The organism is Streptomyces sp. NPDC111606 (assembly GCF_055656945.1).
The window spans coordinates 566,979-580,445 of the sequence record NZ_JBVKBY010000002.1 but is presented as its reverse complement, the minus strand read 5'-3'; the positions used below and the strand labels follow the sequence as shown (position 1 = coordinate 580,445).

The window sequence follows — 13,467 nt, the reverse complement described above, 5'->3', positions numbered from 1 at the left end:
GTGGGCTATTCGATCAGCCGTCGTCCCTAAGTACCGCTGGGACTGCTGCTCGGCTTCGGACTGGAACTCGGACTCGCACCGCCGCCTCCGCCGCCACCGCCGGAGCCGCCGGTTTTGTCGGCCTGCGCCTGTGCGTCCTCGGCCCGCTTCAGCGCGTCCTCGAGATCCTTCTGCGCCCTGCCGTAGGCCTCCCAGTCGTTCTTCTGGAGAGCTTCCTGGCCGGCCTCGAAGGCGTCCTGGGCGTCGTTCAGCGCCTCTTGGACCGTCGGGTTGGTGGACGTCGGCGGAGGCGTCGTGCCGCCGCCCTCGTCCTCGCCCTCGTCCGGTGGCTGGGTGGTCGGGCCCTCCGCTCCGAAGACCTTGTTGAGGGCCTCGCCGAGCGTGTCCTCGAAGGCGGTGGTGCCGCCGTAGGACACCAACACCTTCCGCAGCAGCGGGTACTTGAGTCCGCCACCACGCACGTAGACCGGCTCCACATAGAGCAGTCCACCGTCGAGCGGGACCGCCAGCAGGTTGCCGTACTCGACCTCCGAGTCGCCGCCTCTCAGCAGCCTGATCGTCTCGGCGATGTTCTGCTCGGAGTTGAACTGGCTCTGGACCTGACTGGGCCCGTTGACCGTGGTGTTGGTCGGCAGTTTCAGAATTCTGATCTTGCCGTAATCACTGGTGCCCGCCTCGGCGTCGACCGCCATGAAGGCACTGAGGTTGTCCCGGCCGTTCGGCGTCAACGTCGTCGTCAGCGAGAACGCCTGTGCCTTCTGGTCGGGCATCTTCATGCTCAGGTAGTACGGCGGCACCGCGCTGCCCGACTTGTTGGTCGGGTCGTCCGGCACCTGCCAGACCTCGCTGCCGCTGAGGAACGTCGTGGCGTCCTTCACGTGGTAGCGGGTGAGCAGCTCGCGCTGGACCTTGAACAGGTCTTGCGGGTAGCGCAGATGGTCCATCAGCGACTTCGAGATCTCGCTCTTCGACTTCACCGTGTCCGGGAACGCCTTCATCCAGGTCTTGAGGACCGGGTCCTTGGTGTCCCACTGGAAGAGCTTGACCTCGCCGGTGTAGGCGTCGACCGTCGCCTTGACCGAGTTGCGGATGTAGTTGACCTGGTTCTGCTGGGCCACCACCGCCCGCTGGTTGTTGCTCGCCGTCAGCGAGTCGGCCGTCGTGTCACCGAGCGTCGTACGCGAGGAGTACGGGTAGCCGTTCGTCGTCGTGTACGCGTCGACGATCCACTGGATACGGCCGTCGACGACCGCCGGATAGGCGTCACCGTCGATGGTCAGCCACGGGGCGACCGCCTCGACGCGCTCCTTGGGCGTGCGGTTGTACAGGATGCGCGAACCGTCACCGATCGCACCGGAGTACAGGATCTGCGGCTCTCCGAACGCCACCGCGTACGCGGCCCGGTTGACCGGGTTGGAGAGACTGACCCCGCTGTCGGCCTTGTAGCTGTAGGTCTTCTCACCACTGTCGTCGGAGTAGTCGATCTCCTTCTGGGGACCGCCGACGATCGAGTACATGGTGGTCTTCTCGCCGTAGTAGACCCGCTGCTCGTACGTCCCGAGGTCGCCCTTGGACGGCAGGTCGGACTCGGTGAAGTCCGGTCGGCCCTGGGAGTCGGCGGCGGTGCCCTCGGCGGCGACCACGCCGTATCCGTGGGTGTAACGGAAGTGGTCGTTGATCCAGTTGCGCTTCGGGATGCCGTTGAGGTTGATCTCGCGCAGACCGATGACCGTGTCCTGGTCCTTGCCGTCCTTGGCATACCGGTCGACGTCCAGGTTGGTCGGGAACGCGTAGTAGTTCCTGATCTGCTGGAGCTGCTGGAACGTGGGCGACACGATGTTCGGGTCCAGGATGCGGATGCTCGCCGTGGCGTCCACGTCGTCGCGCAGCTTGGTCTTGTCCTCGGTCTTGCTCGTGCCCGGGTACTCGGTGACCTTGGTGCCGTCGATGCCGTACGCGTCGCGCGTCGCCTTGAGGTTCTTCTCGACGTACGGCGCTTCCTTGGCCTGCTCGTTGGGCTGGACCTGGAACTTCTGCACGATCGCCGGGTACAGGCCGCCGATGAGGATCGCCGAGAGCACCATCAGGCCGAAGCCGATGACGGGCAGCTGCCAGGTGCGCCGCCACAGCGTGGCGAAGAACAGCAGCGCGCAGATGACGGCGATGCAGAACAGGATCGTCTTGGCCGGCAGATAGGCGTTGGCGTCGACGTACCTGAGGCCGGTCCAGTTGTCGGTCGCCTTGAAGTCACTGGACTTCACCGCGAGCCCGTACCGGTCGAGCCAGTACGCGACGGCCTTCAGGGCGACGAAGATGCCGATGAGGACCGACAGATGGCCGGTGGCCGCGGCCGTGGCACGCGCGCCCGGGCTGGTGATGCGCAGCCCGCCGTACAGGTAGTGGGTGAGCGCGGCGGCGATCACGGAGAGGATCGCGGCGGCGAAGCCGAAGCCGAGCAGGAACCGGTACCAGGGCAGGTCGAAGGCGTAGAAGCCGACGTCGAGGTGGAACTGCGGGTCCTTCTCGCCGAAGGGCACGCCGTTGACCCACATCAGCCAGGTCCGCCACTGACTGGAGGCGGAGGCACCGGCGATCAGGCCGACCAGCGCGGTGATCGCCAGCAGCAGCCACTTCTTGTAGGGCGCGATGCCCATGCGGTAGCGGTCGAGGCTCTGCTGCTCCATCGACATGGCGCTCAGCGGCGGACGCAGCCGGTGCGCCAGCCAGATGTTGAACCCGACCGCGAGGGCCATCAACAGACCGAAGACGAAGAAGAGTCCGATCTTCGTCCACAGCGTGGTCGTGAACACCGAGGAGTAGTTCACCGACCGGTACCAGAGCCAGTCCGTCCAGAAGCCCGCGAACATGGTGAAGGCCATGCCGAGGACGGCGAGGACGCCCAGTGTCATGAGCAGCGTCCGGACCCGCCGGGACGGGCGGCCCACTCTGATCCGTGGCCCGGTCGGGCCTCCGCCGCGGTCCGGCATCTGGAAAGCCAAGGTTCGCACCCCGAGGTTCGCTGTTGATCCGTCAGGTCCGCGTCTTCGTGGACCCTCCGTGGCCCCCCGTGATCGCGGGCCCACACCTATGCAACTTACTCACCCTTTACTCAGTTCCCGATTCCGGCCGGGAACGAGGCAGGATTGTGACCATGTCCAACACTCCCATGGCGGCGAGCCCGCTGACCCGGGCCGTTCTCGAGATCGACGAGTACGCCTCCGGCCTCGGCTGGGACCAGCCCGCCCGCCTCTTCGCCCTCGTAGACACCGCACGGCTGCGGGCCCAGGAACCCGGCCTCGCCGCCCAGCTCGGCCTGGGAGACGAGCAGGAGTCCTCCGGCCTGACCCCGATCGAGCAGGACGAAATTGAAACGGGCAAGGCGCTCGATGAGTTCCTCGCCACGATCGCCTGGCCCGACGCGGTGGCCGGCTGCGCGCTCACCGTCGAGCGTCTCATGTTGCCCCCGTCCGCCGAGACGCAGGTCCCGCAGGGCCTGAGCGAGGCCAAGCTCGCGAAGTGGGTGGCCGACCACCCCGAGCGCCAGGAGGTCCGCATGACGGTCGCGGTGCTGCGCGACGGCGCCCGCGAATCGGCCCTGCGCCTGCGCGAGAAGGACACCCCGACGGAGGTCCTCACCGGCCCGGACCTGATTCCGGGACTCGCGGAGGCCCTGGCGGCCACGTTCGCGGACTGAGGTCCTCCGGTACGGCGGACGGCGGTCCGGTACGGCAGTGGGGGCGCCCCCCGGAAGGGAAAGGCGCCCCCGCTGCCGTACTCGAGGTTCGTCGCTCAGTCCTTGGTCGTGCACTTCGGCAGGTCGGCCGTGTCGCCGGAGCGGATGTCCTTCAGGGCGCCGAGAGCGTCGTCGATGGTGCCGACTTTGACCAGCGTGAGCCCGCTGGGGACGTCCCTGGCGGCCGTCGCGCAGTTGTCGGCCGGCGTGAGGAAGTACTGGGCGCCCTTGTCGCGCGCGCCGACGGTCTTCATCTCGATGCCGCCGATGGGGCCGACCTTGCCGGCGTCGTCGATGGTGCCGGTGCCGGCGACGAACCTGCCGCCGGTCAGGCTGCCCGGGGTGAGCTTGTCGTAGAGCCCGAGCGCGAACATCAGACCCGCGCTGGGGCCGCCGACGTCGGCGAGCTTGATGTCGATGGTGAACGGGAAGGTGTGGTCGGTCCCGGCGGAAATCCCGACGACGGCGCGCTTCTCGCCGCTGTCGTCGGACTCGGCGGTCCGGATCGTGATCTTCTCGGTCTTCGTCGGCGTCCGTCGCTCCTTCTCGGCGGCGACCTGCTCCTTGGCCGGCACGATCGTGAAGACGACGTCCTGGCCAGGCTTGTGCTTGGTCACCAGCTCGGCGACGTCGGCGGGCTCCTTCACCGTCGTACCGTCGACGGACTTGATGACGTCACCGGCGTGCAGCTTGCCCTCGGCGGGCGTCCCCTTGACCACGGTCGAGACGATCACCCAGCTCTGCACCGGGATGTCCAGTGCGTCCAGGGCGGCGACCTTGGCGCTCTCCTGGGACTGGCTGAACTCCTCGGCGTTCTCCTGGGTGGACTGCTCCTCGGTCTTGCCGTCCGGGTAGAGGGTGTCGTGCGGCACGACCTTGTTGTCATGCGCCAGCCACCCGTAGACGGCCTCCACGAGGTTCATCCTGTAGTCGGCGCTGGTGACCCGGACGGTGGTCATGTTGAGGTGGCCGGTCGTCGGGTAGGTCTTGCGACCGTTGACCTGCAGCACCGGCTCGCCGTCATGATCGCCGAGGGTGTTCACCGTCGGCCCGGGCGACATCTCCGCGTACGGCACGGGGATGAAGACTCCCGCGCACAGGAGCGCGATCAGCATCAGGGTCGAGGCGAGCATCGTCGCGGTGCGGCGTGGCATGACAAGACAGTACGTGACACGCCTGTCAGTGCCCCGTCAGGGCCGCAAACCCGCCCCCGCGATCAGGTGCGGGAGGAGGCCTTCTTCTCCATGGCCTCGCGGAACCGGGCATACCCGTCGAGCTCCGGCCCGTCGCCCCGTGCCTTGCGGGTCCGGTTGGCCCAACTGCCCCACAGGCCGGCGCCGACCGCAGCCGCGAGCGGAATCAACAACCAGGCGAGTGCCGCCATGCCGTCCTCCCATCCCCAATGAGCGACCGCAACTGACTGATCAGCAGATTAACCACTGGCACTGACAACGCTCACGTCAGGGGTGCGGTTACGCAACCGGAGTGGGGTGGACGGGTTCCGGCGGACCGGTCCGGGGACGGTTCAGCAGGCGCCGACCCATTCCTCGGTGCCGTCGGAGAACTTCTGGTGCTTCCAGATCGGCACCTCGTGCTTGAGGTCGTCGATCAGCTTCCGGCACGCCTCGAAGGCCTCTCCGCGATGCGGACAGGAGACGGCGACGACGACGGCGAGGTCCCCGACCCTGAGGTCTCCGACCCGGTGCACGGCCGCGAGCGCCCGCACCGGATACTCGGCGACGACCTTCTCGGCGACGCGCCGCATCTCGGCCTCGGCGCTCGGGTGGCAGGAGTACCCGAGCTCGTCGACGTCGGCCCCCCCGTCGTGGTTGCGCACGGTCCCGGCGAAGAGCGCGAGGCCGCCGGCGGCGTCGTCCCCCACGAGCCGGAAGACCTCGTCCACGGAGAGCGGCGTATCGCGGATGGCGAGCAGCTTGATGGGGTCCTGCGCGGCCTGCTCACCGGGGTGATCATGGGTGGGTGCCATGCCCCCATCGTGCCCCAGGTCACCGGCACCGGGGAATTGCCGATTCGCCCGGCACACGCGCGTGCAGGTTTGGAGGGTCGTACGGACCTCAGATCCGCCGCCGGGCCTTCCGTGCCCTGCGCACCACCGCCGCCGCGCCCAGCAGGGCCACCGTCGCTCCGGCGGCGCCGGCCGCCGTTGCGTCCTTGCGCCCGAGCCGTCGCCCGGCGACCGTGTGCCTGCCGGAGACCTCCTCCAGCAGCTCAGCGAGCACTTCCTCGTTGGTCCACTGCGGCCGCCACCCGGCGTCATGGAGCCGGCTCCCGCTCACGACCCAGGGATACATCGTGTACGCCAGGTCTCCGGCCGGGGAGGGTGTCAGTCCGATCCGGTGCAGCCGGGCCGCCGCGCCCAGCGCGACAGCCGACGGCAGCTCCATACGGCGGATCCCGCTGAGCTCCTCGACCTCTTCCTGCTCCAGCCAGCCGTCACAGCCGACGGCGAGTTCCCCGTCGACCTTCTCCAGGACGGCGTACTCGAGGGCGCTGCACAGGTCCTCGACATGGCAGAACTGCCAGGCGGGCCGGGAACCGGCGACGACGAGCAGCCGCGGGGACTCGAAGTACCTGGTCAGCGCGGTGTCCGTGCCGCCCACGAGTACCGCGGGTCGGACAACGGTCACATTGAGTCCGGGGTGGGCCCGGGGTGCCCTTCGCGCGAGGCGCTCGATCTCCAGCAGATCCCCGACCCCGGTGGCCTCCGCCGTCGCCCGCAGCTCGGCGTCCTCGGACAGCGGCAGCTCGTTCTCCGGCAGCGCCCCGTAGACCATCGCGGAGGTGCACAGCACGACCCGGTGGATCCCGGCCGCCGCCGCGGCCGTCAGAACGGTCTGCGTCCCCCGAACGTTGTATGCCGTCCGGGCGGCGGAATCCGTCTCCAGATCCAGGTCGAGCGCGAGGTGTACGACCACGTCGGCGCCCCGCAGCTTGTCCGCGATGGCCGGGTCCCGCACGTCCAGGATGTGCCACTGCGCCGCCGCGCACTCGCCGCGCCGCTCGTCGATCGCGATGACTTGCTTGACCTCGTCCGACGCGACGAGCCGCTCGGTGAGCAGGGCACCGATGCCGGACGCGGCACCGGTCACCGCGACGACGGGGCCGCGCACGCCGCGCGCGGGAGGGGTTGACTGGTTTCGCGCTGCGCGAACCTGCGGATCAGGGGAACTCACCGGGCGTCTCCAGCGGTTGTCTTCAGTACGGACGCGAGTGACGCGTACGAACCAGGTGGCATCCATCCTGCCGCAGGCCAAGAGTCGGCGAAGCACCGAGGCCCGAACGGCTCGCGGTGTCTACGCTGGGTGGTGTTATCGGGCAGTCGCGCCGCCGGTGCCAAACCGGTGGCCTTACCAGCCGAGGAATCCCGTGAGTGACACCCCATTCGGATTCGGCCTTCCGCCGGAGGAGCCGGACGACGGCGACGAGGGCAAGAAGAAGGACCAGCAGAGCGGTGGTGGTCAGGGCCCGGCCAACCCGTTCGGTTTCGGCGGGCTGCCCGGAGCCGGCGGCTTCGGTGGCACCGGTGCCGACAATCCGTTCGCTGCCATGTTCGGTTCCCTGAACCCCACCGACCTGGGCGCCGCGTTCCAGCAGCTGGGCCAGATGCTCTCCTACGAGGGCGGCCCGGTGAACTGGGACATGGCCAAGCAGATCGCCCGCCAGACGGTCTCCCAGGGCACCGCGGACGGCACGAAGGACGCGAGCGTCGGCCCCGCCGAGCGCAACGCGGTTCAGGAAGCCGTCCGCCTGGCCGACCTGTGGCTCGACGACGCGACGGCGCTGCCGTCCGGCGCGGGCTCCGCGGTGGCGTGGTCCCGCGCGGAGTGGGTCGAGGCGACCCTGCCCGCGTGGCAGGAGCTCGTCGACCCGGTGGCCGAGCGCGTCGGCACCGCCATGGGTGACGTCCTGCCGGAGGAGATGCAGGCCATGGCCGGCCCGCTGATCGGCATGATGCGCTCGATGGGCGGCGCCATGTTCGGCACGCAGATCGGGCAGGCCGTCGGCGTGCTCGCGGGCGAGGTCGTCGGCTCCAGCGACATCGGTCTGCCGCTCGGCCCCGTGGGCAAGGCCGCCCTGCTGCCGATCAACATCGAGACGTTCGGCAAGGACCTGGGCGTACCGAAGGAGGAGGTGCGGCTGTACATCGCCCTGCGCGAGGCGGCCCACCAGCGCCTCTTCGCGCACGTGCCATGGCTGCGCTCGCACCTCTTCGGCGCGGTCGACGGCTACGCGCGCGGGATCAAGGTCGACACGGCCAAGCTGGAGGACGTGGTCGGCCAGTTCGACCCGCAGAATCCGGAGCAGCTGCAGGACGCCCTCCAGCAGGGCATGTTCCAGCCGGAGGACACTCCGGAGCAGAAGGCGGCTCTGGCCCGTCTGGAGACCGCTCTGGCGCTCGTCGAGGGCTGGGTCGACGCAGTGGTCCACGCGGCCGCAAAGCCTCGCCTGTCGTCCGCTGACGCCCTGCGTGAGACGCTGCGGCGCCGGCGCGCCTCGGGCGGCCCGGCGGAGCAGACGTTCGCCACGCTGATCGGCCTGGAACTGCGCCCGCGCCGTCTGCGCGACGCCTCCCGCCTGTGGGCCTCGCTCACGGACGCGCGTGGTGTCGACGGCCGTGACGCCGTGTGGGCCCACCCGGACATGCTGCCGACGGCCTCCGACCTGGACGACCCGGACGGCTTCGTGCACCGCGAGCAGATCGACTTCTCCGAGCTGGACAAGATGCTCGGCGAGGCGGCGCACGGCTCGACCGGGAAGCCGGACCTCAAGAAGGACGACGACACCAAGGGCGACGCCCAGGGCGACTCCAAGGACGACGACACCGAGTGAGCCTGTACGACGACGCGGTCCTCGTGCTGAAGGGCTACGAGGACCAGCCGGACCTGCGCCAGACCTATCTGGAGCATCTGGAGGCCCATCCGGACGGAATGTGGAAGGCCTGCGGGGAGGGGCACATCACCGCGAGCGCGCTGGTGATCGACCCCTCGCGCGGGCGCGTGCTGCTGACCCTGCACAAGAAGTTGCGCATGTGGCTGCAGATGGGCGGCCACTGCGAGCCGGCCGACGACACGCTGGCCGCGGCCGCCCTGCGCGAGGCGAACGAGGAGTCGGGCATCGCGGGGCTGACCTTGCTGCCCGGCGGTCCCGTCCGCCTGGACCGGCACCCCACCCCGTGCGCCTGGCACCTCGACGTCCAGTACGCGGCGCTGGCTCCGGCCGGAGCCGTGGAGGCGATCAGCGACGAGTCCCTCGACCTGCGCTGGTTCGCCTACGACGAGGTGGCGGACGTGGCGGACGAGTCGGTCGTACGACTGCTGGAAGCAACCCGCGCCCGCCTGTGAACGCGTAAGGGGCGACCGCCGATACGGTCGCCCCTCGCACGGGCGGTCGATCGCGCCCCTAGGGGCGCGGGGAACTGCGCCATCGGCCACACACGGCCGGCAGCCAAGCGCGCCGCAGCCCCCACACCCCCTCGGCCCGAACCCGCGGAGCGATCAGCTCCAGGCGTTGCCCTGGTTCTGGCCTCGCGCTCCCTGCTGGCCCATGCCGTACTGCGCGGCGAGGCCCGAGCCGATCTGGGCGTTCTGCGGCGGCAGCAGCTCGCTGGGCTGGACGATCGCGTAACCGCTGCCCATGAAGCTGAGCTCCCAGCCCTCACCGGTGTTGCCGCGGCGCCGCCACACCCCGGAGGAGTGCGTCTGGGACTGCATCTGGACGCGCAGCCCGGTCGACCACGCGACGATCGCGTCGGCGTCGCAGTTGACGTACTTGTCGGGCGTCACCTGCATCATCAGCGGCATGCCCGAGGTCATCAGCGCGACCTGGCCACGGCCGGTGATGTTGAGCTGGTACTTCCCCGAGCCGGAGATGCCGTAGAGGCTGTCGACGGCGATGACCTCGTGGTGCAGCGAGGAGTCCATCGCCAGCACGTAGCTGCTGTCGACGGTCAGGCCGTCCTGGTCCACGTCCACCATGTGCACGTGCTGCTTGAGGTTGGCGAGGTAGACCGTGCCCTGCCCGTGGCAGCGCATGAGGTCGAGGCCCTCACCGGTGTGTGCACGCGCGCGTCCCTGCTGGTTGCTCTGGAACTCGGCGTCGAACTCGACCAGGCCCTGGTAGGCGACCATGGTCCCCTTGCGGGCGAGGATGTCGTCGTGGCCCTCCAGGGCGACGCGGAGCATCTGCTTGTTCTGCAGGCTCCAGCGTTCCTGGGTCTGCTGGTCGTTGTAGGCGAAAAGCGGACTCTGCATGGCGTTTCTGGCTCCCCCTCAGCCCCGGACCCGGAGACGGTCGGTGCTGTCCTCGCTGGGCTGGACGACGACGATGCCCTGGCCGGAAAAGGCCATCTGGTAGGCCTCACCGCTGCCCCGGCCGATGAGCGACTGCGCCTTGAAGCTGCGCTTGCCCTTCACCTTGAGGTTCGGGGACCAGGCGACGAGCGCGTCCGGGTCGACGTACGTCTCGTCCTCGCCGCCGCCGCAGTCGACGACGATCGGCTTGCCCCGGGAGGTCAGCGCGACCCAGCCCTGCCCGGAGATCTTGGTGTTCCACATGCCCTGTCCGGCGAACTTCGCCAGGCCCTTCACCCGCTCGACGCCCCACGTCAGATGCGCGTCGAAGGCGAGCAGGTTGGTGGCGTTGACGGAGATGCCGTCGCCGTTGAGGTTGATGATGACGACGTTGGCGCCGTAGTCGGCGAGGTAGAGCAGTCCGTCGCCGGAGCACTTCATCAGGGGTGCGCCCTCGCCGGTCATCCAGTCCTTGGCGATCTGGCGCACGGCCGGCGGGTTGGGCTCGTACTGGACGAAGCCTTCGTAGGCGACCATCGATCCCACGCGCGCGAGGAGGTCGTTCCCGGTCTGCATGGCGATCTTCGCCATGTGGTTGCCGTGATTCTCCATGCGGGCGGTGACGGGTGCGGGAGCGAAGCCCGCGAGTGGCTGGTTCATGACGGGCTCCCTCAGATCTCGTACGGCTGGACGACGATGAAGTTGCCGGGAGCGGCCCGGAACTGGAGGTTGACGCTCTCTCCGGTGTCGCCGGGGTAGGCGTTGCGGCGCATCCGTACCTGGCTGGAGACGATCACCTGGGCCGCGGACGACCAGGCGACCACGGCGTTGGCGTCGGCGAACGTCGTGGGCGTGACCGGCAGCACCACGGGCGTGCCGTGCGTCTTGACGACGATCGTTCCGGTGCCCGTGAACTGCATCGTGAACAGCGCGCCGCCGGGGATGCCGTGACCCTCGACACGGCGGACCTCGTACTGGAGGCTCTCGTCGAAGGCGAGGACGTTCTCGGCGGATACGCAGATGCCGTCGCCCTGGAGCTCGATCGGGTGCAGCATCGTGGAGTTCTCGGCGAGGAACACCTGCCCCTGGCCGGTGCAGCGCATCAGCTGCATCTCCTGGCCGGTCGCGTTGCCCACGATCCGGCCCGAGAAGCCGGCGCCCTTGTAGCTGAAGTCGACCTTGCCCTGGTAGAGCACCATGCTGCCCTGCCGGGCCAGCACGGGCTGCCCGCCGATGCCGAGGTCGACCCGGACCATCTTCTTGTTCTGCTGCGTCCAGCGCTGACCGGTGGGCGTCTCCTTGAACTGCTGGAGTGCCGCGGCCACACCGGGGCCCTGGGGTGCGCCCTGAGGTGCACCCTGCGGGGCTCCATAGGGGGCCTGTTGGCCCGGGACCTGCCCGTAGGGGGGCTGCTGGCCATAGCCCGGAGGCGGGGTCGCCTGACCGTAGCCGGGCGGCGGAGTCGGCTGGCCGTAGCCAGGAGGCGGGGCCGGTGCCTGCGGGGCCTGGGGCTGGGCGTACCCGGGCGGCGGCGGGGCGCTCGGGGCGGGAGCCTGGCCGTACGGCGGCTGCTGCCCGGGCTGGCCGTAGGGCGCGGGAGCCGGGGCGGGGGGCGGCGGGGCGCCGCCGGGCGGCGTGATCGGCGCGACGATCGTGGGCTGGGCATGCACCGAGGGCGCCGGGGCCGGAGGCGGCGGCGTGGATCCCTGCGGGGGTGCGAAGCCCTGTGCGGCGGGCTGCGGTGCGGGCGCAGCCGGGGCCGGAGCGGGCGCCGGGGCGCCGAAGGCGGGCGGCGCGGTGGCCTGGGCGGGGGGCGCGAAGCCGGGGGCCGCACCGGCCTGCGGCTGCTGGGCCTGCTGCGGGGCTTCCGGCGTCTCCTCCTCGGCGACCTCGCCGCCGAAGTTCCTCAGCAGCGCATCGAGGCCACCGTCGAAGCCCTGTCCGACGGCGGCGAACCGCCAGACGTCCTTGAGGTAGAAGTCACCCAGCATCACGGCGCGTTCGGTGGAGAACTCCGCGCCGCTGAAGGCGTACCGGGCGACCTCCTCGCCGCCTGCGACGATGCGGATGTACCCGGGGCTGACCTGCGACATCTGTCCGGCGCCGTCGATCGTCGCCGTGAATGACAGCTTCTGGATCTGCGGGGGGATCTTGTCGAGCGTGATGCGGAAGGACTCCGTGTCGCCCGCCTGGGTGCCGAGGAGCTGGATGGACTCCTCAGGTGACTTCGGCTGATTGAAGAAGACGAAGTAGCGGTCGTCCGAGAGCTGTTCGTCGGCGTCGAGACCGAAGCAGCTGATGTCGAACGACAGCCCCGGAGCGGCGATCTGTACCCCTACGTACAGATCCGTGCCCGCGGTGAGGTCACTGATCCTGGCCTTGTGGCCGCGTTGGAATTCCCTGGCCATGCGTAACGACCGTCCCCCATCCCGAATGTGATTGCGTCGCGCCAGGCTAACGGCAAACTCGGACATCGAGCCAAGCCGGTACAGACCCGGTACACAACCCACGCCCAAGCGAACCGGAAGCGCCGCCTCCGGGGGTCCTCAGGGAGCGGTCATTCGCCGCGCGCGCCGGGCAGATGAGGCAACCGTTCGGCGGCGACCACGCCTTCCAGGTAGCCCTTCGCCCGCTCGGTGCGGGGATACCCCTCCAGCAGCCGCCAGAAGCGGGGCCCGTGTCCGGGCACCAGGAGATGCGCGAGTTCATGGAGGAGGACGTAGTCGACGACGTACTCGGGCATGCCCTGCAGACGGTGCGAGAGCCGGATGCTGCCCTCGGCCGGGGTGCACGAGCCCCAGCGCGTGTTCTGGTTGGTGACCCAGCGAACCGAGTTGGGCCGCGCGCGGCCGTCGAAGTACTGCGCCGACAGCCGCTCCGCCCGTTCGGCCAGTTCGGCGTCACCGAGGACCCGCTTGCTCTCCTGGGCTGCCAGCTTGTCGAGCATGACGTTCACCCAGCGCTGCTCCTCGGCCTCGGACATCCGGGCGGGGATGAGCACGACGGTGCGATCGCCCTCGCGGTACGCCGAGACCGTCCGGCGGCGCCGGGCGCTTCTGCGGACCTCGATCGCGCTCGCCCCCGAGCCGCTCGACGGCGGGCTCGTCGTACTGCGCTGTGGCGTTCCGGCGCGGTGCAGTGGGTCGGCGGACACGCCCCGACGTTACCCGCTGCGCATGCGGGAAGTCCCGACTCCGGGACGGTTCCATGCCGATCCCCCACCGTGCGTCTGATTTGTACGACGAATATCCACCGCCTGTGGACAACTTTCGGCACCGGGTGCCCCGTCGGGGCATGCTGGCTGTCACCGGCGGGGCTGCGACCGAGCTCCACCGGCACACGGGGACGTTCCACGACGGCTACGGGGGCCTGTTCATGCAAGCGACGGTTTCGACTGTTTCGGGAGATTCCACAGCTCCGTCG

12 protein-coding genes are annotated in these 13,467 nt (G+C 69.5%); 3 read left to right on the top strand and 9 right to left on the bottom strand.

Going from position 1 to position 13,467, the window contains the following annotated elements:
* Positions 1–26: 26 nt before the first annotated feature.
* The gene (locus ACZ7M7_RS10460; RefSeq protein ID WP_383628351.1) at positions 27–2,987 is read right to left on the bottom strand and encodes a UPF0182 family membrane protein; all 2,961 of its coding nucleotides are present in this window, start codon (positions 2,985–2,987) and stop codon (positions 27–29) included.
* Positions 2,988–3,151: 164 nt separating this feature from the next.
* Between ACZ7M7_RS10460 and ACZ7M7_RS10455 the strand changes: the two genes are divergently transcribed.
* On the top strand, positions 3,152–3,694 hold the full coding sequence (locus ACZ7M7_RS10455; protein WP_383603018.1) for a PPA1309 family protein: 543 nt from the start codon (positions 3,152–3,154) through the stop codon (positions 3,692–3,694).
* Positions 3,695–3,789: 95 nt separating this feature from the next.
* Here ACZ7M7_RS10455 and ACZ7M7_RS10450 read toward each other — a convergent pair whose 3' ends face one another.
* From ACZ7M7_RS10450 to ACZ7M7_RS10435, 4 genes are all read right to left on the bottom strand, one after another.
* On the bottom strand, positions 3,790–4,887 hold the full coding sequence (locus ACZ7M7_RS10450; protein WP_472114771.1) for a YlbL family protein: 1,098 nt from the start codon (positions 4,885–4,887) through the stop codon (positions 3,790–3,792).
* A 62-nt stretch (positions 4,888–4,949) separates the two neighbouring features.
* Entirely contained in the window at positions 4,950–5,117 is a 168-nt protein-coding gene (locus ACZ7M7_RS10445) for a hypothetical protein (protein WP_383603023.1), read from the bottom strand.
* A gap of 141 nt (positions 5,118–5,258) precedes the next feature.
* Positions 5,259–5,720: a molybdenum cofactor biosynthesis protein MoaE gene (locus ACZ7M7_RS10440; RefSeq protein ID WP_369273293.1), complete on the bottom strand. Its 462-nt coding sequence runs from the start codon at positions 5,718–5,720 to the stop codon at positions 5,259–5,261.
* A gap of 88 nt (positions 5,721–5,808) precedes the next feature.
* Positions 5,809–6,927, bottom strand: coding sequence for an SDR family oxidoreductase (locus ACZ7M7_RS10435; protein WP_328423660.1), 1,119 nt, complete (start codon positions 6,925–6,927; stop codon positions 5,809–5,811).
* A gap of 193 nt (positions 6,928–7,120) precedes the next feature.
* On the opposite strand from ACZ7M7_RS10435, the gene ACZ7M7_RS10430 reads away from it, so the two are divergent.
* Complete coding sequence (locus ACZ7M7_RS10430; RefSeq protein WP_383603028.1) at positions 7,121–8,584, top strand: zinc-dependent metalloprotease; 1,464 nt, start codon at positions 7,121–7,123, stop codon at positions 8,582–8,584.
* Entirely contained in the window at positions 8,581–9,096 is a 516-nt protein-coding gene (locus tag ACZ7M7_RS10425; RefSeq protein WP_383603031.1) for an NUDIX hydrolase, read from the top strand. Before ACZ7M7_RS10430 ends, ACZ7M7_RS10425 begins: the two co-directional genes overlap by 4 nt.
* Before the next feature lie 153 nt (positions 9,097–9,249).
* Here the strand turns inward: ACZ7M7_RS10425 and ACZ7M7_RS10420 are convergent, their stop codons facing one another.
* The 4 genes from ACZ7M7_RS10420 to ACZ7M7_RS10405 all read right to left on the bottom strand — a co-directional run bounded on the left by ACZ7M7_RS10420 (position 9,250) and on the right by ACZ7M7_RS10405 (position 13,198).
* The gene (locus ACZ7M7_RS10420; RefSeq protein ID WP_383628229.1) at positions 9,250–10,005 is read right to left on the bottom strand and encodes an AIM24 family protein; all 756 of its coding nucleotides are present in this window, start codon (positions 10,003–10,005) and stop codon (positions 9,250–9,252) included.
* Between the two features lie 18 nt (positions 10,006–10,023).
* The gene (locus tag ACZ7M7_RS10415) at positions 10,024–10,704 is read right to left on the bottom strand and encodes an AIM24 family protein (RefSeq protein ID WP_383603037.1); all 681 of its coding nucleotides are present in this window, start codon (positions 10,702–10,704) and stop codon (positions 10,024–10,026) included.
* 11 nt (positions 10,705–10,715) lie between these two features.
* Positions 10,716–12,452, bottom strand: a complete 1,737-nt coding sequence (locus tag ACZ7M7_RS10410; RefSeq protein WP_472114766.1) for a TerD family protein — start codon at positions 12,450–12,452, stop codon at positions 10,716–10,718.
* A gap of 149 nt (positions 12,453–12,601) precedes the next feature.
* On the bottom strand, positions 12,602–13,198 hold the full coding sequence (locus tag ACZ7M7_RS10405) for a M48 metallopeptidase family protein (RefSeq protein WP_369273287.1): 597 nt from the start codon (positions 13,196–13,198) through the stop codon (positions 12,602–12,604).
* Positions 13,199–13,467: the final 269 nt, after the last annotated feature.